Below are 21,776 nucleotides of genomic sequence, written 5' to 3' on the forward strand. Positions count from 1 at the left end.
ATTTGTGAGCCCGTTTCAGGTTATTTATCATTTTTTCCCAGGTCGCTGGGGTAGAATGGCACCTTCCTTTTCCCGAGGCGCGAGGCAAGATGATTCCCGTAGAGCGACAGCAACGTATCCTGCAACTGCTGGCAGAGCGCGGTGTGGTCAGCATAGTGGAGCTGACCGACTGGCTGCAGGTCTCCCACATGACCATCAGGCGCGACATCCAGAAGCTGGAGGAGCAGGGGCGGGTACTCTCCGTCTCCGGCGGGGTCAGCCTCTCCCAGCGGATCAAGAGCGAGCCCTCCCACGCCGCCAAGCGCAGCCTGATGCAGGGGGCCAAGCTGGCCATTGCCCGGCTCGCCGCCGCCCAGGTGAGCGAGGGGAGCACCGTCTATCTGGATGCCGGTACCACCTCCCTGGAGCTGGCCCGGGAGCTGGCGCTTCGGGAAGACCTGATGATAGTGACCAACGACTTCATGGTCTGCGCCTACCTCATCGAGCACGGCCGCTGCCGCCTCTATCACACCGGGGGTCAGGTCATTCGCGAGAACCAGTCCTGTGCCGGGGAGGCCACTGCCCACTTCCTGCGCAACCTCCATCTGGACATCGCCTTCCTGTCAGCCTCCTCCTGGGACAGTCAGGGGATCTCCACCCCGAGCGAACAGAAGGTGCCGGTGAAGCGGGCCGTGGTGGAGTCGGCGGCGACCCGCATCCTCATCTGCGATTCGTCCAAATATGGCAAGGTGGGGACCTTCAACGTGGTGAGCTGGGATGCGATCGATCAGGTGATCACCGACGAGCAACTGCCCCAGAGCGCCCGCGAGGCATTGGCACAGCACGGGGTCAGGGTGACCATGGCGCCGCTGGCCAGTCTGGTGGCCAGCGCCGAACAGGGGTAAGAGGAGGGGCGACAGGCGGCGAACCACAGCGCCACCTGGCCGGGATCAGCGACCCTCTGCGGCCGGTGCGTCCGTCAGCTTGGCGGAGCCCTGGATCACCTCCCCCGCCTTCTCGATGTCCCGCCCCATCCCGTGGATGGTGTTGCAGCCCAGCAACCAGAGGCTGGTGCAGAGCACCAGCAGCATGCGATTCGTCTTCATCCTTGCTCCTTTCATGCTATGGGGTCAGTTTGAGCAGGCGCCCCTGGCCTGAATCCGTCAACAGGTAGAGGGCGCCGTCGGGGCCCTCCTTGACGGTACGGATCCGCTCCCCCAGATCGGTCAGCAGCCGCTCTGCCGACACTATCTTGTCTCCGTCGAGGTGCAGGCGCAACAAGGCCTGACCACGCAGGGCGCCGACCAGCAGATCCCCCTGCCACTCCCTGAACAGGTCCCCCTGATAAAAGGTCATGCCCGAGGGGGCGATGGAGGGCACCCAGATCCAGCGTGGCGCCGTCATGCCCGGCGCGCTCTGGCCCACGCCAATCTTGCCGCCCCCGTACTCCTCGCCAAAGGTCACTCTGGGCCAGCCGTAGTTGTGGCCTGGCAGGATGAGGTTGACCTCGTCCCCGCCCTGGGGACCGTGCTCGTGAGCCCAGAACTGCTGGCTGCCCGGGCGCAGGGCCGCCCCCTGCATGTTGCGATGGCCCAGGCTCCAGATCTCCGGCAGGGCCCCCGGCGTCTTGACGAAGGGGTTGTCGGCGGGGACCCGGCCGTCCTTGTGCAGACGCACCGTCTTGCCGAGGTGGTTGTCCAGCGTCTGGGCCCGCTCCCGCTCGCTGTAGCGATCCCCCAGGGTGATGAAGAGGTGGTCCTCCGTCAGCACCAGGCGGGAGCCGAAATGGGCGCCGCCGGCCACCTTGGGCTCTTGGCGAAACAGCAGTTGCCAGTCGACGAGGGTGTCTTTTTGCAGTCGGGCCCGGGCCACGGCGGTGCCGGCGCCTCCGTCCCCCGGCTCGCTGTAGCTGAGATAGAGCCAGCCATCGCCGTCCAGGGCGAGATCGAGCAGACCCCCCTGACCCGTGGCGGCGAGGGGCGGCAGGCCGGAGACCACATGGCGGTTGCCACCCGCGTCGATGCGCAGCAGGCGCCCAGGGCGCTCGCTGACGAGGTAGCCGCCATCCGGCAGGAAGGCGAGCCCCCAGGGGTGGCGTAGCTCCCCCGCCACCGGGGTCAGGGTCAGCGCCCGCACCGGGAGCACCAGGCAGACAAGCAGCAGGGCAAACAGTCGCAACATGGGGGCCTCCTCGCTCGGCCAGACCTGAATGTCGCTGAAGTATAGGGGAGGCAAACGGGAAAACGTGAGCAACAACAAGCTATTGGGTGATACCGGCAGCGCCTGTTGCCCCTTGGGGTAGGAAGGGAAAGGGGGTGAGCCAGGGCTCACCCCCTCTGGCTAGAAGAGGGCTGGCACGATGCGAAGCGGGTGCTCCGATGGTTTGACTTTGCCTATCTTGCGCTTGGGCAGCTTCACCGGCTCCGCCGGCAGCGCCTCGTAGGGGATGTGCGCCAGCAGGTGGGAGATGATGTTGAGGCGCACCCGTTTCTTGTCCTCGGAGTGGGCCACGAACCAGGGGGCCCAGGCGGTGTCGGTGGCGATGAACATGGCATCCCGCGCCCGGGTGTAATCATCCCAGCGATCGAAAGACTTGATGTCCATGGGGGAGAGCTTCCAGATCTTGCGGCCATCGTCGATGCGATCACGCAGCCGCCGCTCCTGCTCTTGTGGGGTCACCTCCAGCCAGTACTTCAGCAGAATGATGCCTGAGTCCACCAGGGCTTTTTCCACCATGGGGGTGCCAGCCAGGAATTTGTCGCTCGCCTCCTCGCTGCAAAAGCCCATGATGCGCTCCACCCCGGCCCGGTTGTACCAGCTGCGATCGAAGATGACGATCTCCCCCGCCGCCGGCAGATGGGGGATGTAGCGCTGGAAGTAGAGCTGGCTCTTCTCCCGCTCCGTGGGGGCGGGCAGTGCGACGACCCGAAAGACCCGGGGGCTGACCCGCTCGGTGATCGCCTTGATGGTGCCCCCCTTGCCGGCCCCGTCGCGCCCCTCGAAGACGATGCAGACCTTGAGTCCTTTGTGCACCACCCACTGCTGCAGCCTGACCAGCTCCACGTGCAAGAGGCGCAGCGCTTTTTCGTATGCCTTGTTGCCAAGGGGCTTTTGCGCCTCGGCCACGACCGGTTCTTCCGTTCTGGATTTTCGTTTGCTGCCCATGATGTCCTTCTCTGTGTCTCGGCGAATGGAAGGCCGTCCTGCCGGACGGCGCCCTTCAAGGGTAGATGACGGTGTGCCGCCACCGGGAGTGGCAACTACCGGGGGATGGCCGGGATCATCTTTGGTGGGGCTCGCGGGGTTGTTGGTGGCAGTGAGACATTGAAGAGGGGGGGGCGGGACCTGGCCGCCATGGATGCAGGGGAAATGGCGCAGAAACGCACAAGGGGCTGGCATCATGACGATGCCAGCCCCTTGCTGTGTATGGTGTTCCCGACTGGAGTCGAACCAGTGGCCTGTCCCTTAGGAGGGGACCGCTCTATCCTGCTGAGCTACGGGAACCTTGTGGCGGGCATTATACAAGAAGCATTGTGCTTTTAAACCCTTGATTCCTATTCCAATACGGCCAGGTCACCGATTTGGACATTGAACGGCGAATATTTGTTCTGACTGCTGATGATGGCGCCATCCTCGAACACCTGTACCACCTCGAACAGACCGTCAGCGGGGTTGCGCATCACCCTGGACTTGCCATAGGGGTCGACGAAGTCGGCGCTGTGCTGGACCCGGAACTGGTCCCCGAGCTTGACCCCGTTGCGACGGCCCAGGTTGATGTGGGGGCCGCGCTCGTGCTGGGCCACGATCCGGGCGGTGACGGGGGCACAGGCGAGTTCGGCGGCGATGTCCTGGGCCGCCTCCTTCAACTGGTAGCCCACCTCCTGGCCAAAGCTCGACTGCCAGAACTGGCCGCCGCTGCTGCCCACCTGTTCCCGCTTGGAGAAGGTCCAGTTGGCACGGCCCTTGTACTCCTTGCGGCCGAGCAGGCTGCCGTTGATGCCGTCGAACAGGTAGAGCTGCATGGAGAAGTTGCGCACGGGATCCTCATACCAGCTGGTGAGGGCGTTGCCCTGGGGCTCGAGGGAGAGGTCGTCGATGCTGCCGAGCACCAGATACTGGCTGTCGGTGCGCAGGCTCAGGGCCTTGATCTCCTCGAGGGCGCTGCGATCCCCCTGTTGCAGATGGAGAGGGTCGATGCGCAGGTTCTCGTCCAGCCACTGGCGTGCGACCACCTGGGGCGTCGTCGCCAGGGTTTCAAACAGCCGGCGGGAGAGATCGGCGGGCATGTCGTCCAGGGCACCGGTGCTCGCCTGGTCCGGGTAGCGCATGCGCAGACGCACCAGCGTCAAATCCTTGGCGTAGTGCTGGGTCTGACAGATCTGCCGCTCCGCCTGGATGTCGGCCACGAGGGTGATGTACATGCGGCCGTTGCGCACTTCTTCGCGCTTGAGGCGGTACTGGCGGATGTCGCCGCCGGAGCGGATCTGGATCTGCTCGGAGCGCAGGCTGCCGTTTTCCAGGCGCTGGATGCTGGAGACGGAGGCACCGCTGGCCAGCAGCGCCTGGCGCAGGGCATCCCGGGTCGCCTGCTCGCGGGCGTAGACCTCGTCGCCCCCCAGAATGGCGGCACTGCCCTGGGCCTCGATAAGTTCGGCCCTGGCCGACAGGCTGGCCAGCAGCAGGGTGAACAGCAGCGAAACTTTCATAACAAACACCTTGAGTGGGCGACCCCGCTGCCGCCGGTGGGGCGGGTCAGGGATCCTGGACACAGATCCGGTCTGCACCGGAGCGGGTGACCAAATAAAAGCAAGAACCATGCCTTCTTCCCTGGCCGGAGCCCGTACGGCGGGCTCCGGTGGCACAGTACGCGCCTCTGCTTGGGGATCATCGAGGATCCTGCGCGCATTCCCGCCTCAAGTGTTGGCGGTTGCGACCGATAACAGGTCAGGTGCAGATACAGGAAAGGTATCCATGAAGAGAGTTATCACGGTGCTGGCGGTGGCGCTGGCATTGGTCGGTTGCGGGTCGGCCGACCCCATCAATCGGGAGCTGGGAGACCCTCGCCAGGCGGCGAAGGGGATGGAGCTCAACTGGCTGGTGGCCCGCATGACGGATCAGCTGATGGAGCGCAAGTCCCTCACGACTCTGACCGAGCCCATTGCGGTCGCCTCCTTTGTCGATCTCGACACCCTGAAGGACACCAACTGGATGGGGCAGCAGATCGAGGAGAGCTTCATCTACGAGCTGAACCGGCGCGGGGAAGTGGTGGTGGACTTCAAGACCACGGGCAACATCCAGGTGACCCCGCAGGGGGACTTCGTGATGAGCCGCAACTACAAGGATCTCTCGTCCCGGTTGCCCATCTCCCGCATCCTGACCGGCACCTTCAGCCGCAATCAGCAGGGGATCCTGGTCAACGCCCGCATCATCGATCTGCGCACCAAGATGGTGGAGACCACGGCCCAGAGCCTGATCCCGAAACAATATTTGTCCGGTGCCAGCAACTCCTTTGGCCGGGCCTCCATCAATCGCGGTTACCTGATGCGGGGGGGCCAGAGCCCGTCCGGCCATCTGGTCAACCTGACCCCTTGAGGTGGCGCGTCATGAAGCGTGAAGCGGGCTGGCTGACATTGAGCCGTGACACATCGGGTGTGGTGAACAGGAAAACGGGGAAACAGCGATGAAAATCTTGTTGGGTTGCCTGATGGCCATGTTGCTGACGGCGTGCAGTGGCAACCGGGTGGTGAACTATGACGTGGGCGAGAAGCCCGATGACTTCCCGGTGCTCAAGGCGGTGGGTTATGCGGTGATCGACATCCAGCCCGGTCCCTCCCAGTCCGAGAAGATGTTGCAGGCGATCCGCGCCTCCAAGATGGACGCCTACCGGGAGCTGGCGGAGCAGCTCAATGGCCAGCAGGTGCGCGGCCAGAGCAGCTACAAGGACCTGACCCAGACCTCCAACTCCCTGGATGTGTCGGTGGCGGGCATGGTGCGCGGTGCCCGGGTGGTGGCGACCTATCCCCGTGGCAACACCTATGCCACCGAGCTGGAGCTCGACACCCGCAACCTCTATCACCTGAACCAGCTGATGGCGGGCCAGTTCTAGGGCGGGTCCGGGGGGCGCCGGCATGAGCCCGGCGATCATCACGGCACAGACAAAGGCGAGCGCAGGCTCGCCTTTTTGTTTGGTCGGGAAAGAGCTCGGATCTGCGGGGAATAACCGGGGCTGGCGCCTTGGACGGGATAGGGCCTGGGGAGGATAACCGGGGTTGGCGTCTTGGGGGATAACTGGCCTGCGGTGAGGATAACCGGGATTGGCGTCTTGGGGGGAGAGCTGGTCTTCTGCAGGAGAAACGGACTTGATGGCCGGGCGGGATCCGGCCTGTGGCGAGGAAAAAGGGGGCTGAAGTAGAACAAGAGGTGCCCGGGCGCCGGAATGGCGGCCTTTTTTGTTTAGGGAAATCTAACGATGCTGCCATGTCGTTAAATAAAGTCAAACGATAGAAAGGCCCGGCAGGCGGCAAAAGGAGGCCGCAACGGGAGGAAGATGGCCTGATGGTGAGTGGAAAGACAGCAGCGCCAGGATCCCGGGTCCACGAGGAAGGGGGTGGAGGGCGGTTTAACGCCGGAAGGGAGGGGCGGGACCGGGCGCGTCTCACGGGGAGGGCGCAGAGAGCACAAAGGCGAGCCGGTGCTCGCCTTTGTGTGGCAGGGGCGGGATCCGCTCCCCATCAGCTTCCCATCAAGACGGGCGGCACGGCGGTCGGCTTGACGTCTTCGCTCGGGTAGCAGCCCAGCACCTTGATGTAGCGGGTGATCTTGGTCAGCTCCAGCAGGGCGGCCTGCATGGCCGGGGTCTGCAGGTTGGCGGAGACATCCAGGTAGAACATCTCCTCCCAGGGGTTGCCCTGCACCGGACGGGATTCGAGCTTGGTCATGTTGATCTCGTGGCTGCGCAGCACCAGCAGCGCCTCCACCAGGGAGCCCGGCTTCTGGGAGGTGGACATGATGAGGGTGGTCTTGGCGGGGATCTGGGGCGCCACGTCGATGGGCTTGCGCGCCACCACGATGAAGCGGCTGTAGTTCTCCTTCTGGTTGGCGAGCTGCTCGGCCAGCACGTCCAGGCCATAGAGCTCGCCGCCGGCGGCGCTGCCGATGGCCGCCGCTTCCGGGCTTGCCAGCTCCTTGACCTTCATCATGGCGCTGGAGGAGGAGTCGCAGATTTCGTGGCGCGCCCCTTCCAGCTTGCTGAGGTAATGGGAGCACTGCTGGAACACCTGGGGATGGGCGTAGAAGGTCTTGATGCGTTCGATCTCGGTGGGCACGGCGGTGAGGATGCAGTGCTCGATGGGATAGGTGAGTTCACCCACGATGGAGAGGGTGGTGTGCTGCATCACGTCGTACACCTCGTTGATGGAGCCCGAGCTGGTGTTCTCGATGGGCAGCACCCCGAAGGCGGCACGGCCCGACTCCACGGTGTCCAGCACCTCGCGGAAGTTCTGGCAGTTCACCTCGATCACCTGATCCTTGTAGCGGGCCAGGTACTTGCGGGCGGCCAGGCTCGAGTAGGAGCCGCGCGGTCCCAGGTAGGCGACGCTGGTCATGGGCTCCTGCTGCTGGGGGTTGAGCAGGCTCTGCAGGTAGGCCTGCTGGGAGAGCACGGAGTCTTCGATGATGGTGTGGTAGATGCGGGTGATGTACTGGGCATCCAGTCCGAGGGCGCGCCCTTTCTGGATCAGGGCGACCAGCAAGTCCTGTTCGCGCTGGTGGTCACGGATGGGACGGGGATTGGCCTGCTTGGCGCGGGCGACCTCGATGCTGAGGGTCTTGCGTTTGGCCAGCAGGGCGAGCAGCTCCTGATCCAACTGGGTGATGTCGTGTCTGATCTCGTCGAGCGTTGCCATGGTGGTTCCCTATCCAGTGATTCTGTGGTGTGTGGTGCAAAAAAAAGCCTCCGCTGGGGAGGCTCGATTCGTCTTTGGTTTCTGTTTACGCGAATGGTTCACGTGACGACGGGCCTTCCCTCATGTGGGCCGGGTAAACGAGAAAACAAAGAAGAATGGTGTGTTCATGGGCGTGTCCTGAATGTAACGCCATAACCATTAAGGGATTTGGCGGTGCGATGCAAGTAAAACTTGCCCGGGGGCGTTGAACGGGGCAGGGTGGTGGCTCGGGTTGCCGAGGGGGAGTGAGCGTCGTTCTGGTCCCTGTTTGTGGCAACCGCCGTGACCACATCCGTGGCAACAACACATAGAGGGGACGAGACGATGGCGGTGATCTTCGATCTGGGCAGGGTGGTGGTGCGCTGGGATCCGGTGGCCATAGTGAGTGGGGTGCGCGGACCCGATGGGGCGACAGCGATCGCGGAGCAGCTGTTCAACCACCCGGACTGGCTGGAGGTGGACAGGGGGACCCTCTCCCTGCACACCATGGCCCGTCAGGCGCAGGGGCGCACCGGCCTGTCGATGGCGGAGAATCTGGCCATCTTGCAGGCGGTGCCGTCCTCCCTTGTGCCGGATCCTGCCATGGTGGCGCTCATCGAAGAATTGCACGGTGCAGGCCACCCCCTCTATGCCCTCTCCAACATGGGGCACGCCAGCATCGACTGGCTGGAGCAGCATCAGTCCTTCTGGCGCTTCTTCAGCGGCAAGGTGGTGTCGGCCCGGGTGCGGATGCTCAAACCCGAGCCCGACATCTACCGCTATCTGCTGGTGTCGTTCGACCTCAAGGCTGGGGAGTGCCTCTTTATCGACGACAGCCCGGCCAACGTGGCGGCGGCCGAGGCGCTCGGTCTGCGGGGGCTGATCTTCACCGATCCGGCCCGGTGCCGGGCGCATCTGATCGCTCAGGGGTTGTTGCCTGCCTGAGGAGAGCCAGTTTCGCTTCGCAGCGAAAAAAGTGTGCAAAACCTTGATTGAGGGCAAATAACGTACAGCTTTATCCATGCTCTTTAAGTGTATATTCAGCTTGGTGCGGGCAAAATGGTATCCAGTTCATCATCCGGAGTTGTTGTTATGGATGCCAATGTCGTTGCGCTGCATCGGGGATACGATCAGACCTTTCAAGCCAGGGAACAGAGGCTCATCAACACCCTGGCCGGTTACAGCGAACTGCTTGTCTCCTTCTCCGGCCGACTGGAATCTTGCTACAGCATGGATCTGTGCCGGGCCAGCGGGGTGCGATTTCGCGCCATCACCCTGGACAACCCCACCCTCAGCCGCCAGTCGGTGGCCAGGGCACAGCGCTACTGCCGGCACTACGGCATCCCCCATCAGGTGCTCAAGACCGACGAGATGATCTTCAGCGCCCACCTGGGCCACCTCGCCGAGGTGACCGACCCGGTGCGCTACCTCTGCCAGCAGCTCGAACATGAAGAGGGCCCGCCGCTGCTGATGTCGGCCTCGGTGGAGGAGAAGCGGGAGTACCTGCGCCGATTCCACAGCCTGCCCGCCAACACCCTCTGGATCTTTGCCGAGCAGGGGATGACCAACCGGGATTTTCGCTACGGCTTTCACCAGCGGCAACTGGCGCTCTGGGGAGACGTGGGGGAGGCCTGCCTGAGCCGGCGGTTTGTCGATATGGCCTCCCTGGACAGGCGGCACCTGCGGATGGTCGACATGGCCGAGCAGATGCTGGTGGACATGGGGCTGGGGGGAGCCCAGGTCTTCTTCCATACCCTGGGTGACAGGGTCACCACCCTTGCGAGGATCCGGGTGCCCGAACGGCTGCGGGCCCTGGTGTTCGACATGCAGCCCACCATCCAGAAGGCCCTCAGGAGTGCCCAGTTCGATCTGGTGACCCTGGATCTGGCCACGCTGGAGGATCCCCACCCCCTGGTCATCTGAGCCGGGGCGTAACGTGAGGGGGGTCATAGGCAAGGAGGGCACGACTCTTTATACTGCCCCCTTCGCATCCTTTATCGAGTGCCTGCCCATGAAACCCCTCTCCCGACTGCTGGTCGCCCTCTGTCTGTGCCCTCTGCTGGCCGAGGCGGCTCCCCTGCACCAGATCACCTTGCCGGATGGTCGCCAGGTGCAACTCAATGACGATTTCACCTGGGAATACCTGCTGGTCAAGCCGGCAGCCACGGTAGCCGGTCAGGCAGTGACGGCGAGTGTCGCAGCCCCGGTGCTGACCGAGCAGGCCATGGCCCATCCCGACTTGCTCTCCCAGGCGACCCGGGACGGCATCACGGTGAAGCTGGACCAGGTGGCGGGGGACGATCCCCTCAGCCTGCAGTTCGTGGTGAGCAACACCGGCAGTCGCAACGTGGTGCGCGTCAACGGCAGCCTGACCCTGTTCAGTGCCGACGGGGTGCAGCTCTCGACCGAGCCCGTGCGCTTCTGGGTCGGGGAGAACCGCCTGCCTGACTCCTACCTGCGCAAGGGGGAGGCACGCGCCTCCCGGGCCATCGAGCTGGCACGACCCGCCGGCCTCACCGGCAAGCCGCTGGTGCGGGTGCAGATCGACGAGGTGGAGTTCCGCTAGGATGACGGCGGGGGAGCCCTCGCTCCCCCGCAGAGTGTTGCACCGGTAACCGCCAGCAATATCCGCTTACATCTGACATGGTTTGGCAACAGCTTGCTCCTCGGCGTTGCCCCCTTTGCCCGTCACAATGGCTCCATTCCAGTTAGGTCCGCCTAACTCAACCCATGGAGTCAACAAAATGCAAAAGATCGCACTGTCTGTTCTGGTTCTGGCCGGCCTCTCTTCCACCTCCGTCCTGGCGCAAGATGCCTTCAGCTATGCCAAGGGCTCTGCCACCTGGGCCCACACCAAGTCTGACTACATCGGTGGCAAGGATGGGGAGAACCGCGACTTCGGCGGCCTGAGCCTGGATCTCTCCAAGAGCTTCACCAGCAATGTCTATGGCCGGATCGGCAGCGAATACACCTCCCGCAGCAGCGGCAACGACAGCATGGCCATCTCCAGCCTGGGGATGGGTGTCTACACCCCCCTCAGCACCGGCCTGAACCTCTACGGTGAAACCGGCCTGATGGGCTACAGCCTGGAACGGGAGCTGGCCTCCGACGTGAACCATTCCGGTTGGGATACCCTGGCCCGCAAGAAGAGCGGCAGCCTCTACGGAGAAGTGGGCCTGCGCTACGACATCGGCGCCGTCGAGCTCTCCACCGGCTATCGCTACGCCAACATGACCGACGACATGCACGACTTCAAGGCGGGGGCGGCCTACAAGCTGACCCAGAACCTGGCCCTCACCGCCGACTACACCTATCGCAACTGGGATCTGCAAAAAGGCTCCATCTCCAGCCTGGGTGTGAAATACAGCTTCTGATCATCCTTCCTGCAGGGTCTTCACCTTTACCCATGACTTCGGTCATGGGTTTTTTTTATGGGGGCTGATCCGCCCGCCGCCCCCTGGCCGTATCAGTTCGCAATAGTTATACAGCTTCCAATCTTTTGTATAACTGCTATAACTTACTCAAGGCTTATACAAGGGGCTTCATCATGTACAAGATCAAGGTCGGTATCAGTGCCTGTCTGCTCGGCCAGGAAGTGCGCTTCGACGGGGGCCACAAACGATCCAGTTTCTGCGAACGGGATCTGGGTGCCCATTTCGACTATCACCCCGTCTGCCCCGAGATGGCCATTGGCCTGGGGGCACCCCGCGCCGCCATCCGGCTGGTGAAGCGCCAGGGCGAGGTGCGGGCCGAGGCAAGCAACGGCAGCTTCGACGTCACCGACAAGCTGATTGCCTTCAGCGAGCAGAAGGCACGCCAGCTCGACTTCCTCTCCGGCTACATCCTCTGCGCCAAGTCCCCCAGCTGCGGCATGGAGCGGGTGCGCATCTATGGCGCCAACAACGAGGGGAGCGCCAAGGAGGGGGTCGGCCTCTTCGCCAAGGCGCTGATGGAGGCCAACCCCCTGCTGCCGGTGGAGGAAGATGGCCGCCTGTGCGACCCCATCCTGCGGGAGAACTTCGTGCTGCGGGTCTTCGCCTACCACGACTGGCAGCAGCTCTGCGCCCGGGGGATCACCGCCTCAGCCCTGCTCCGCTTCCATTCACGCTACAAGTACCTGGTGCTCTCCCACGCCACCACCCACTACCGGGCGCTGGGGCGCCTGCTCGCCAACCTTGGCAAGGCCAACCTGCAGGAGGTGGCCGACAGCTACATCCAGGGGTTGATGGCGGCGCTGACCCTGCGGGCCAACCGCCGCAGCCACACCAATGTGCTGATGCACCTGCAGGGCTACTTCAAGCGGGTGCTGACCCCGGCCCAGAAGCAGGAGCTGTGCGACACCATCGACAAGTACCGCACCGGGGTCTTCCCGTTGCTGGTGCCCCTTACCCTGATCCGCCACTACCTGCGCGAGTACCCGAACCCCTATCTCGCCGAGCAGGTGTACCTCAATCCCCATCCCGACACGCTGAAATTGCGTTACGGGCTGTGAAGGTGTGGCTGGATTTGGCCGATCAGGCCTACCTCGACCTTCATCCCGACACGCTCAAGCTGCGCTACGGGCTCTGAACACCCTGTGCAGGCCCCGGCGGATCACCGGGGCCTCTTCCCAACGTCTGATGGACTCTCTCATGTCTGATGAATCACAAGCAGCCGCGCCTCTCCCCGACGAGGGCGTCTACCCCATTCGCGAGGTCTCCCGCCTCACCGGCGTCAACGCCGTCACCCTGCGCGCCTGGCAGCGCCGCTACGGGCTGGTGCAACCGGCCCGAACCGAGAAGGGCCATCGCCTCTACAGCGAGCAGGATATCCGCCAGATAGGCGAGATCCTGAGCTGGCTGGAGCGGGGGGTGAGCATAGGTCAGGTGAAGGGGCTCCTGAGCGAGCCCCAGAGTGCGCCGGTGAGCGATCACTGGCAGCAGACCCTGGAGCAGTTCAGCCAGGCGCTGCTCGCTTTCAACCAGCGCAAGGCGGAGGCCGATCTTGGCGATCTGCTGGCGAGCTACCCCTTCGAGCTGGTGCGCAGCCGGGTGCTGCAGCCCCTGGTGGAGCGGCTGCTGGGGCTGTGGCGCGAGCGTCCCGATGGCGAGCTGCTGCAACAGGTGTGGCTCGGCTGGCTGCATACCCGCTTCGCCCGCCACCTCATCGAGCAGGAGAAGGGCGTGCCCGTCACCCTGGCAAGCTGGGGGCAGGTGGGGCCGCTGGATCTGGTCTGGGCTGCGTATGAGCTCATCGGTCAGGGTTATGAGGTGCAACTGCTGGGGGCGGTGGAGCCCCGCCATGCCACCTTGCTGGAGGGGCGTGCCACTCCCCCCTGGCTGATCCTGCTGGGGGCCGGGCTCGGCAAGCAGGACCAGGCCGCCGAATGGCCTGCGGGCACACGCTTCTTTGGCGAGCTGGGACGCCTCTACGATGAGCCGTGGCGGCGTGCCCGCAACTGGCACGCCACCCTGGCAGAGGTCAGTGCGACGCCCCGCACTGCCAAGGCGAAGGGCAAGGGCGGGAGAACACCGTCATGAGGCTGGTCTGGTTTCGCAACGATCTGCGTCTGGCCGACAACCCGGCCCTGCGCCACGCCTGCGCCGGAGATGAACCGGTCGCCGCACTCTTCATCGTCTCGCCGACCCAGTGGCAGGCGCACAAGCTGGCCCCGGTCCGCCAGCGCTTCATGCTGGCGCAGGTGGATGCCATGGGCCGCGAGCTGGCGGCCCTCGGCATTCCGCTTCATCTGCTGCGGGTCGAGACCTTTGCCGAGGTGCCGACGGCGCTGACGGCGCTCTGCCGGGATCTCGGGGTGAGCCAGCTCTACGCCAACCAGGCCATCGAGATTGACGAGCTGCGCCGCGACCACGCCGTCAGCGCCGCGCTGGGGGAGCAGGGCATGACCAGCCACTGGTTCAACGGCTGCTGCGTACTGCCGCCCGGTCGGGTGCTGACCGGGTCGGGGGAGATGTTCAAGGTCTTCACCCCCTTCAGCCGCGCCTGGCTCAAGGCTCTCGAGGAGGATGGCTTCGTCATTCACCGTGCCCCCGCACCACGCGGTGAGCCGTTGCCGTGGCTGCCCCTGGCCGAGCGGGAGTGGGTGGACGACGGGCTGGGGGATCTGACGCCGGACACCCGCTGGCCGGTGGGGGAGGCCGAGGCGAGCCGCCGGTTGCACACTTTTCTGGATCAGGCTGTGCTCGATTACGGCGAGACCCGGGACTTTCCGGCGCTGGCGGGCACCTCCGTGCTCTCCCCCTATCTGGCGGCGGGCATCATCAGTGCCCGCCAGTGCGTTGGGGCGCTGCAGCAGCGTCTCGGCTACCGGCCCCAGTCGAAGGCCCAACCCGGTTTCGTCTGGCTCAACGAGCTCATCTGGCGCGAGTTCTACCGCCACTTGCTGGTGCTGATCCCGAGCCTCTCCATGAACCGCCCCTTCAAGCCGGAGACGGCGGCCCTGCCGTGGAGCTGGGATCCGGATGCCTTCGCCGCCTGGTGCGAGGGGCGCACCGGCTACCCCGTGGTCGATGCGGCCATGCGTTGCCTCAACGCCACCGGCTGGATGCACAACCGGCTGCGGATGATAGTGGCGAGCTTCCTCACCAAGGATCTCCATATCCACTGGCGGCTTGGGGAGGACTACTTCATGAGTCGGCTCATCGACGGGGATCTGGCGGCCAACAATGGCGGCTGGCAGTGGGCGGCGGGGACCGGGGCCGATGCGGCGCCCTATTTCCGGGTCTTCAACCCCACCACCCAGGGGCAACGATTTGATCCACAAGGGGAGTTCATTCGTACCTGGGTCACTGAGCTGGCGGATGTGCCTGCTGCCTATCTCCACGAGCCCCACGACTGGTTGCGGCTCAAGGGGCGGCAGGATTATCCGGCCCCCATGGTGGATCATGCCGTTGCACGGGTGAGGGCCATCGAGATGTTCCGCGAACTGGAGAAAAACTAGTATGAATGACGCGCTGGCCCGCTTTGTCATCCTCTACCTGCAATTGGACAAGCATCAGTTGCACCGCTTGCCGGAGGTCTATGCCGATGAGGTGCTCTTCATCGATCCTGCGCACCGGATAGAGGGGCTGGCCGCGCTCACCCGCTACTTTTCCTCCCTTTATGAGCGCCTTGCCCAGTGCAGTTTCGAGATAACGAGTCAGCAGCAGTCGGGCAACGAAGCCTGGCTCGCCTGGGTCATGACCTTCTCCCACCCCAGGATTGCCGGTGGCCGGGCCGTCAGGGTGGAGGGGGCCACCCGGCTGACGTTCGACTCCTGGGGCAAGGTGTGCCTGCACCGGGACTACTTCGATCTCGGGGCCATGCTCTACGAGCAGTTGCCGCTGCTGGGGCCCGTGGTACGGGCCATCAAGGGGAGGCTGGGGACATGAGCGGCCGGGTGCTGATCACCGGGGCCACCTCGGGCATCGGCCGCCAGCTGGCGCTGGATTATCGGCGCGCCGGCTGGCAGGTGTGGGGTTGTGGCCGGGACGAGGCGCGCTTGCAGGCTCTGGCCGACCTGGGGATCACCCCTTTGCGATTCGATGCGCGCGACAGCGCCGCCATGGCCGGGGTGGCCGCAAGCTTGCCCGCCCTCGACCTGCTCATTCTCAATGCGGGCAACTGTGAATACATGGATCCGGCAGAAGGCTTTGACGGCGCCCTGTTTGCCCGGGTCATCGAGACCAACCTCATTGCCACCGGCAACGCCCTGGCCGCCTTGCTGCCGCGGTTGGGGGCGGGTGGACGGCTTGCCATCGTCAGCTCCTCGGTGAGCTGGCTGCCCCTGCCACGGGCGGAGGCCTATGGCGCCTCCAAGGCGGCCCTCGATTATCTGGCGGATACGTTGCGCCTGGATCTGGCCAGCAAGGGCATCGGGGTGACCCTGATCCGCCCGGGCTTCGTGCAGACGCCGCTCACCGACAAGAATGATTTTCCCATGCCCTGCCTGGTGACGGTGGAAGAGGCTTCCCGCGCCATCATGACGGGGCTTGCCGCCGGTCGCCACCAGATCCACTTTCCCCGTCGCTTCATCTGGCTGCTGCGCCTGCTCGGCGCTCTGCCGACGGGGCTCTGGCTGCGCCTTGGCCGCACACTCGTTTCGAAAGGACGCCCTTCATGAAGAAAAAGATCGCCATCGTCGGCTCCGGTATCTCCGGTCTCACCGCCGGTTTTCTGCTCCACAAGCTGCATGACATCACCCTGTTCGAGGCGGCGCCGACCCTGGGAGGCCACACCGCCACCGTGGAGGTGGAACAGGCTGGGCGCCACTATGCCATCGACACCGGCTTCATCGTCTTCAATGACCGCACCTATCCCAACTTCCTCAAATTGCTGGAGCGCATCGGGGTGGGGCGCCAACCCGCCGAGATGAGCTTCTCGGTCAAGAGTCCCGAGGGGATGGAGTACAACGGCCACAACCTCGATACCCTGTTCGCCCGGCGCCGCAATCTGCTGAGCCCGCGCTTCTATCGCTTCGTCGCCGAGATACTGCGCTTCAACCGGGAGGCGCGGGCCTGGCTGGCCGCGCATCGCCAGCGGGAGCTGACCCCCGAGCTGACCCTGGGGGACTTCCTGCAGGCGGGGAAATTCAGCGACTATTTCGCCCGTCACTACATCCTGCCCATGGGGGCGGCCATCTGGTCCTCCACCCTGGCGGACATGCGTGCCTTCCCCTTGAGCTTCTTCCTGCGGTTTTTCGCCAACCACGGGCTGCTGGAGGTGGCGAACCGGCCCCAGTGGTATGTGATCCCGGGGGGCTCGCGAGAGTACATAGGGCCGCTCACGGCGGGCTGGCAGTCGCACATCCGCCTCGCTACCCCGGTGGAGGCGGTGCGCCGGGTGGCGGATGGCGTCGTGGTCACCAGCCAGGGGCAGGAGGCCCATTTTGACGAGGTGATCTTCGCCTGCCACAGCGATCAGGCCCTGGCCCTGCTGGCGGATGCGAGCGAGGGAGAGAGGGCCATCCTCGGGAACATGCCCTATCAGGCCAACGACGTCTGGCTGCACACCGACGCCTCCTGCCTGCCGATGCGCCGCAAGGCGTGGGCGAGCTGGAACTACCAGCTCGGTGAGGATGACGGGGCGCGCCCCCTGGTGAGCTACAACATGAACATCCTGCAGGGGGTGAGCTCCCCAGCGCCCTTCTGCGTCAGCCTCAATCCCCGTGGACGGGTGGACGAGAGCAAGGTGTTGCGCCGTTTCGTCTATCATCATCCGGTATTCAATCAGGGCTCCATCGCCGCCCAGCAGCGACGGGGCGAGATCTGTGGCCATCAGCATACCCACTTCTGCGGGGCTTATTGGTACAACGGTTTTCACGAGGACGGGGTGCGCAGCGCCCTGGACGTGGCCAGACGCTTCGGGGCCGAGCTATGAGCGGCGCCGCGGCCTTGACGCAGGGGGACGAGGGAATGGGGGAGGGGATCAGCGCCATCTGGCAAGGCTCGGTGCGCCATCGCCGCTTCGCCCCCAGGGCCCACGCTTTTTCATACAGCCTCTTCATGCTGGGGCTGGATCTGGACGAACTGCCCGGGCTTGAGCAGGGGCGCTGGTTTACCGTGGAGCGGGCCGGACTGCTCTCGTTTCGCCGCGAGGACTATATGCGGGGCAGCGAAGGGCCCCTCAAGCAGGCGGTCTGGGACAAGGTGGCGGCCCTTGGGGGGGATGCGGAGCCCGGCGGGCGGGTGCTGCTCCTTGGCAACGTGCGCTGCCTCGGGTTTTATTTCAGCCCGGTTAATTTCTATTTCTGCGATCGGGCGGGGGAGACCCGCTACCTGCTGGCGGAGGTCTCCAATACCCCCTGGAACGAGCGCCACTACTACCTGCTGGATCTGGCGGCGCTCTCCCCCCATGACAAGGATTTTCATGTCTCCCCCTTCATGGGGCTGGGGATGCGCTACCACTGGCGCATCCGGGCGCCGAAAGAGGAGGCGCTGATCCATATCGAGAGCCACCCCGTATCCGGTGAGAGCAAGCTGTTTGACGCCACCCTGGCCCTGCGCCGCGCGCCGCTGTCGCGCAAGGGGCTGGCGGCGCTGCTGGCTCGCTGGCCCTGGATGACCCTGAAGGTGCTGCTCGGGATCTACTGGCAGGCCCTGCGCCTTTTTATCAAACGCACCCCCGTCTTCACCCATCCGGAGAGCCGCCCGTGACGCTGACACACCCGTTTAACTCCGCTTCCTGGTGTTGTCAGCAGCCCATGGTGCGGGTTCATCCCAACCGAACGACCCCACTCTTGACCCATTCGGAGAGCCGCTAATGGAACTTGCTCAATCAACCCTCTCTGCCTCTTTCATCGACAAGGGGGCCAAGCAACTGCTGCTCAAATTGCTGGCGCGCCTTGAGCAGGGCCAGCTGGTGCTCCACGACGGCAGCGAGTGCCACCGTTTCGGCAAGGCGGGCAGCGACCTGCATGCCGAGCTGGTGGTGCAGGATCCGGCGTTTTATCGCCGCCTGCTGCTGGGGGGGAGCATCGCCGCAGGAGAGACCTGGGTGGAGGGTCTCTGGACCAGCCCGGAGCCGGTGGCACTGGTGCGCTTGCTGGCCCGCAATCTGCCGCTGCTCGACGCCCTGGAACGGCGCCTCGGCTGGCTCAGCTTCCCGTTCAACAAGGTGCGCCACTGGTTCAATCGCAATACCCTGACCGGTTCGCGCGCCAACATCGCCGCCCACTATGACCTTGGCAACACCCTCTATCAGGGCTTTCTCGACGATCACATGCAGTATTCGAGCGCCATCTATCCCCACCCGGATGCCACCCTGGAGGAGGGGCAGCAGGCCAAGCTGCGCACCATCTGCGAGCGGCTTGAGCTTGGGCCGGACGACCATCTGCTGGAGATAGGCACCGGCTGGGGCGGTCTCGCCGTCTATGCGGCCCGTCACTACGGCTGCCGGGTCACCACCACTACCATCTCCCGGGCCCAGCACGACTATGCCAAGGCGTGGATCGAGCGGGAGGGGCTGGGAGATCGCATCACCTTGCTGCTGGAGGATTACCGCAAGCTGGAGGGACGCTATGACAAGCTGGTCTCCATCGAGATGATCGAGGCGGTGGGGCACGCCTTCCTGCCCGACTATTTCCGCCAGTTGTCGCGCCTGCTCAAGCCCGGCGGACGCCTGCTGATCCAGGCCATCACCATCGCCGATCAGCGCCACGCCCAGTATCTGCGCGGGGTGGACTTCATCCAGCGCTACATCTTCCCGGGAGGCTGCCTGCCTTGCGTCTCCCAGATGGCGGGTCTGCTGGCGCGGGAGACCGACATGCAGCTGGTACGGCTGCACGATCACGGCCACCACTATGCCCGTACCCTGGCCCACTGGTGCGAACGCTTCCTGGCGCTGGCCCCGGAGCTGCCCAAGCTCGGTTACAGCCAGGATTTCATCCGGCTCTGGCACTTCTACTTCGCCTACTGTGAAGGGGGATTCTGGGAACGGGCCATCAGCCTGGTGCAACTGGAGGCCGCCAAGCCGGGGCCCCATGGCTGGTCCGGGGACTTGCCGGCAAGCGGTCGCTGATCATGTGGCAGTGGGCCCACCTGCTGGGATTCAACCTCTACTGGTTGCTGGCGGTGACATGGCAGCAACCGGGCCCGCTGCTCGGGATGCTGCTGCTCCATTTCATCTTCTCCCCCCGCCGTGGGCAGGACTGGCGCCTCATCCCGGTCGCCCTGGCAGGCTGCCTGCTCGACATCCTGCTCTGGCGCCTCGGCCTGTTTCACTTTCCGTCCGGTTTTCCGCTCTGGCTGTTGCTGCTCTGGTGCGGTTTCGCCCTGACCCTCTCCCACGGCCTTCCCTGGCTTCGCCCCTTGCCGCGCTGGCAACAGGGGCTGTTCGGCATGGTGGGGGGCGCCTCCTCCTATATGGCGGGGGCCGCCATGGGGGCAGTAAACTTACCCTGGGGCATCTGGACAAGCGCAGTGCTGCTGGCGGTGATCTGGATGTGGTGGTTACCCGTACTCCTGTGGGTAACGGTCAAGCTGGAGGGTGAGACGAGATGAACACCTTTTCGACCGACACCTTGTTGTTTTCCAAGTGGACCAGGGATGGCCAGTGCGAGCTGGCCGAGCGTTTCTACCTGGTGGTGGCCTGCCAGCGCGATGCCCAGGGGCATCTGGCGAGCGTGGTGATGCAGGATATCAACACCCTGCAGGAACAGGAGATGGACTGGCATGAACTGGAGGATCCCGCCCGTTGGCACATGGGGTGGAACTAGCCTGCTGCTGGCGGCCTTGAGCCTGCCACTGTTTGCGACCGCCCAGAGCGTTGCCGCCCCCTGGCAGGGGCTGCGTACCGTGGGACAGGGGGAGATGCGCTGGCTCTGGTTCAAGCTCTATGACGCCACCCTCTACAGCGAGAGCGGTCGCTATCAGCCGGGGCGCTACCCGCAGGCCCTCAGCATTACCTACGCGAGGGCCATCGAGCGCCAGGATCTGCTGGAGGCGACCGCCGCCGAGTGGCAGCGGCTCGGCCTTGGTAGCGAGAGTGAGCGCCAACGCTGGCTGGCTCGACTGGCCACGCTCTGGCCGGATGTCGCCCCCGGCGACAAGCTGGTTTTTTATGTGGACGAGCAAGGCACGGGCCACTTCTGGTTGCGAGATCGCCTCCTTGGCTCTCTCGATGATCCCGCCTTCGCCCCCGCGTTTCTTGCTATCTGGCTGACTGACGACAGCCGGGATCCCGCTCTGACCCGCCGCCTGCGCGGCCAATCCTGATGGAGTATTCCATGAAGTTCTCTTCCTGGTGGCGTCTTGCCTGGTTGCTGCCCCTGCTGTGGCTCTCTGGTTGCGGCGCGGGTCTTGACGATTATCGCGGCTCCCGGCCGGGCTGGGATCTCGCCCGTTTCTTCAATGGCAAGCTGGTGGCCCACGGCCTGGTGACGGACCGCAGCGGCGAAGTGACCAGTCGCTTTCGGGTCGAGATGCAGGGGCACTGGCGAGAGGGCAAGGGGGAGCTGTTCGAGCAGTTCTACTTCGATGATGGCCGTCGGCAGACCCGCACCTGGTTTTTGAGCAAGGGGGCGGATGGCCACTGGCGCGGCACGGCTTCAGACGTGGTGGGGGAGGCGGTAGGCAAGACAGAGGGTTTCGCCCTCAACTGGCGTTATCAACTCGATCTGGCTCTGCCGGATGAGAGCGTGGTGAGGGTGAGCTTCGATGACTGGATGTATCTGCTGGACGACGATCGCCTGATCAACCGTGCGAAGATCAGCAAGTTCGGCATTTACCTCGGCGAGGTGATCCTCTATATCGAACGGCTTGAGCAATGAACGCCGGTGCATTTTTTGCCGACGATAGCCATTGGCTATTGATCGGCAAGGCACGAACGATTGTCCTTTGAGTCTGCTTCTGGATAAGCTGACTCCGTTCCCGATAATGCTTACCACCTGGAGGTGAATCATGAAGAGCCCCATTGGTCTTGATACCGTTCAATCACAAGCCCTGGCCGCCGAGCTCAACAAGCTGCTGGCCAGCTATCAGATCCTCTACATGAACGTCCGTGGCTTCCACTGGAACATCCGCGGCAACCAGTTCTTCGAGCTGCACCTGAAATTCGAAGAGATCTACAACGACCTGCTGCTGAAAGTCGATGCCCTGGCCGAACGCATTCTGACCCTGGATGGGGTGCCCCTGCACAGCTTCAGCGACTACATCCAGGTGTCCGCCATCCCCGAGCAGAAGGGGTTGCATGACGGTCGTGCCTGCGTGGAATCCCTGCTGGCGAGCTTCCGCGAACTGCTGGTTGCCCAGCGCCGCATCCTGGGTCAGGCCGCCGATGCCGGTGATGAAGGGACTGCGTCCATCCTCTCCGACTATGTGCAGCAGCAGGAAAAACTGGTCTGGATGCTGCGCGCCTATCTGGCCTGATGAACCTGGGGCCGGCTGCCCATGCTCCGGC

23 protein-coding genes, 1 tRNA gene, 1 pseudogene and 1 other annotated feature are annotated in these 21,776 nt (G+C 64.3%); of the genes and pseudogenes, 20 read left to right on the forward strand and 5 right to left on the reverse strand.

What is annotated here, in order from left to right:
• Positions 1-89: 89 nt before the first annotated feature.
• Positions 90-884, forward strand: a complete 795-nt coding sequence (locus tag AB5Y47_RS14465) for a DeoR/GlpR family DNA-binding transcription regulator (protein ID WP_010673300.1) — start codon at positions 90-92, stop codon at positions 882-884.
• An 81-nt stretch (positions 885-965) separates the two neighbouring features.
• Here AB5Y47_RS14465 and AB5Y47_RS14470 read toward each other — a convergent pair.
• The 4 genes and pseudogenes from AB5Y47_RS14470 to AB5Y47_RS14485 all read right to left on the reverse strand — a co-directional run.
• Positions 966-2,160: pseudogene (locus AB5Y47_RS14470) on the reverse strand (PQQ-dependent sugar dehydrogenase); the annotation flags it as partial.
• A 159-nt stretch (positions 2,161-2,319) separates the two neighbouring features.
• Positions 2,320-3,144 carry a polyphosphate kinase 2 gene (gene ppk2, locus AB5Y47_RS14475; protein ID WP_041214649.1) on the reverse strand — a complete coding sequence of 275 codons (825 nt, stop codon included), beginning with the start codon at positions 3,142-3,144 and terminating at the stop codon, positions 2,320-2,322.
• A gap of 262 nt (positions 3,145-3,406) precedes the next feature.
• Positions 3,407-3,483 (reverse strand) — tRNA-Arg (locus AB5Y47_RS14480).
• A gap of 50 nt (positions 3,484-3,533) precedes the next feature.
• The gene (locus tag AB5Y47_RS14485; protein WP_039041370.1) at positions 3,534-4,685 is read right to left on the reverse strand and encodes a flagellar assembly protein FlgT; all 1,152 of its coding nucleotides are present in this window, start codon (positions 4,683-4,685) and stop codon (positions 3,534-3,536) included.
• 265 nt (positions 4,686-4,950) lie between these two features.
• Here AB5Y47_RS14485 and AB5Y47_RS14490 point away from each other — a divergent pair, with 265 nt between their 5' ends.
• Entirely contained in the window at positions 4,951-5,571 is a 621-nt protein-coding gene (locus tag AB5Y47_RS14490) for a FlgO family outer membrane protein (protein WP_010673310.1), read from the forward strand.
• An 88-nt stretch (positions 5,572-5,659) separates the two neighbouring features.
• On the forward strand, positions 5,660-6,085 hold the full coding sequence (locus AB5Y47_RS14495; RefSeq protein WP_010673311.1) for an LPP20 family lipoprotein: 426 nt from the start codon (positions 5,660-5,662) through the stop codon (positions 6,083-6,085).
• Positions 6,086-6,710: 625 nt separating this feature from the next.
• Here the strand turns inward: AB5Y47_RS14495 and pheA are convergent.
• On the reverse strand, positions 6,711-7,883 hold the full coding sequence (pheA, locus tag AB5Y47_RS14500) for a prephenate dehydratase (RefSeq protein ID WP_010673312.1): 1,173 nt from the start codon (positions 7,881-7,883) through the stop codon (positions 6,711-6,713).
• Positions 7,884-7,921: 38 nt separating this feature from the next.
• Positions 7,922-8,055: a sequence feature (Phe leader region), on the reverse strand.
• Positions 8,056-8,246: 191 nt separating this feature from the next.
• Here pheA and AB5Y47_RS14505 point away from each other — a divergent pair.
• The 17 genes from AB5Y47_RS14505 (at position 8,247) to AB5Y47_RS14585 (ending at position 21,745) form a co-directional block, all read left to right on the forward strand.
• Entirely contained in the window at positions 8,247-8,846 is a 600-nt protein-coding gene (locus AB5Y47_RS14505; RefSeq protein ID WP_210538475.1) for an HAD family phosphatase, read from the forward strand.
• A gap of 114 nt (positions 8,847-8,960) precedes the next feature.
• Positions 8,961-9,824 carry a hypothetical protein gene (locus tag AB5Y47_RS14510; protein ID WP_185975471.1) on the forward strand — a complete coding sequence of 288 codons (864 nt, stop codon included), beginning with the start codon at positions 8,961-8,963 and terminating at the stop codon, positions 9,822-9,824.
• An 88-nt stretch (positions 9,825-9,912) separates the two neighbouring features.
• Entirely contained in the window at positions 9,913-10,467 is a 555-nt protein-coding gene (locus AB5Y47_RS14515; protein WP_042864298.1) for a DUF3157 family protein, read from the forward strand.
• A 178-nt stretch (positions 10,468-10,645) separates the two neighbouring features.
• Positions 10,646-11,275 carry an outer membrane beta-barrel protein gene (locus AB5Y47_RS14520; protein ID WP_039041374.1) on the forward strand — a complete coding sequence of 210 codons (630 nt, stop codon included), beginning with the start codon at positions 10,646-10,648 and terminating at the stop codon, positions 11,273-11,275.
• A 173-nt stretch (positions 11,276-11,448) separates the two neighbouring features.
• On the forward strand, positions 11,449-12,393 hold the full coding sequence (locus AB5Y47_RS14525; protein WP_368220337.1) for a YbgA family protein: 945 nt from the start codon (positions 11,449-11,451) through the stop codon (positions 12,391-12,393).
• Positions 12,394-12,532: 139 nt separating this feature from the next.
• Entirely contained in the window at positions 12,533-13,420 is an 888-nt protein-coding gene (locus AB5Y47_RS14530) for a MerR family transcriptional regulator (RefSeq protein ID WP_368220338.1), read from the forward strand.
• Positions 13,417-14,841: a deoxyribodipyrimidine photo-lyase gene (phrB, locus tag AB5Y47_RS14535; RefSeq protein ID WP_368220339.1), complete on the forward strand. Its 1,425-nt coding sequence runs from the start codon at positions 13,417-13,419 to the stop codon at positions 14,839-14,841. Before AB5Y47_RS14530 ends, phrB begins: the two co-directional genes overlap by 4 nt.
• 1 nt (position 14,842) lies before the next feature.
• Positions 14,843-15,271: a nuclear transport factor 2 family protein gene (locus AB5Y47_RS14540; protein WP_010673320.1), complete on the forward strand. Its 429-nt coding sequence runs from the start codon at positions 14,843-14,845 to the stop codon at positions 15,269-15,271.
• Entirely contained in the window at positions 15,268-16,002 is a 735-nt protein-coding gene (locus tag AB5Y47_RS14545) for an SDR family NAD(P)-dependent oxidoreductase (RefSeq protein ID WP_270821137.1), read from the forward strand. Before AB5Y47_RS14540 ends, AB5Y47_RS14545 begins: the two co-directional genes overlap by 4 nt.
• Positions 15,999-17,258: an NAD(P)/FAD-dependent oxidoreductase gene (locus AB5Y47_RS14550; RefSeq protein WP_010673322.1), complete on the forward strand. Its 1,260-nt coding sequence runs from the start codon at positions 15,999-16,001 to the stop codon at positions 17,256-17,258. The genes AB5Y47_RS14545 and AB5Y47_RS14550 overlap by 4 nt, the downstream gene beginning before the upstream one ends.
• Complete coding sequence (locus AB5Y47_RS14555) at positions 17,255-18,034, forward strand: DUF1365 domain-containing protein (protein WP_180906996.1); 780 nt, start codon at positions 17,255-17,257, stop codon at positions 18,032-18,034. Before AB5Y47_RS14550 ends, AB5Y47_RS14555 begins: the two co-directional genes overlap by 4 nt.
• Before the next feature lie 106 nt (positions 18,035-18,140).
• Positions 18,141-19,397: a cyclopropane-fatty-acyl-phospholipid synthase family protein gene (locus AB5Y47_RS14560; RefSeq protein ID WP_010673324.1), complete on the forward strand. Its 1,257-nt coding sequence runs from the start codon at positions 18,141-18,143 to the stop codon at positions 19,395-19,397.
• Positions 19,398-19,399: 2 nt separating this feature from the next.
• Entirely contained in the window at positions 19,400-19,879 is a 480-nt protein-coding gene (locus AB5Y47_RS14565) for a DUF2878 domain-containing protein (RefSeq protein ID WP_010673325.1), read from the forward strand.
• Positions 19,876-20,094: a TIGR02450 family Trp-rich protein gene (locus tag AB5Y47_RS14570; protein WP_010673326.1), complete on the forward strand. Its 219-nt coding sequence runs from the start codon at positions 19,876-19,878 to the stop codon at positions 20,092-20,094. The genes AB5Y47_RS14565 and AB5Y47_RS14570 overlap by 4 nt, the downstream gene beginning before the upstream one ends.
• Positions 20,051-20,593, forward strand: a complete 543-nt coding sequence (locus AB5Y47_RS14575) for a chalcone isomerase family protein (RefSeq protein WP_029313899.1) — start codon at positions 20,051-20,053, stop codon at positions 20,591-20,593. The genes AB5Y47_RS14570 and AB5Y47_RS14575 overlap by 44 nt, the downstream gene beginning before the upstream one ends.
• Before the next feature lie 11 nt (positions 20,594-20,604).
• Positions 20,605-21,147 carry a DUF3833 domain-containing protein gene (locus AB5Y47_RS14580; protein ID WP_010673328.1) on the forward strand — a complete coding sequence of 181 codons (543 nt, stop codon included), beginning with the start codon at positions 20,605-20,607 and terminating at the stop codon, positions 21,145-21,147.
• Between the two features lie 130 nt (positions 21,148-21,277).
• Positions 21,278-21,745, forward strand: coding sequence for a Dps family protein (locus AB5Y47_RS14585; protein WP_010673329.1), 468 nt, complete (start codon positions 21,278-21,280; stop codon positions 21,743-21,745).
• The last annotated feature ends 31 nt before the right edge of the window (positions 21,746-21,776 follow it).

It is taken from the genome of Aeromonas sp. R7-2, from assembly GCF_040908105.1.
Taxonomy (GTDB): Bacteria; Pseudomonadota; Gammaproteobacteria; order Enterobacterales; family Aeromonadaceae; genus Aeromonas; species Aeromonas caviae.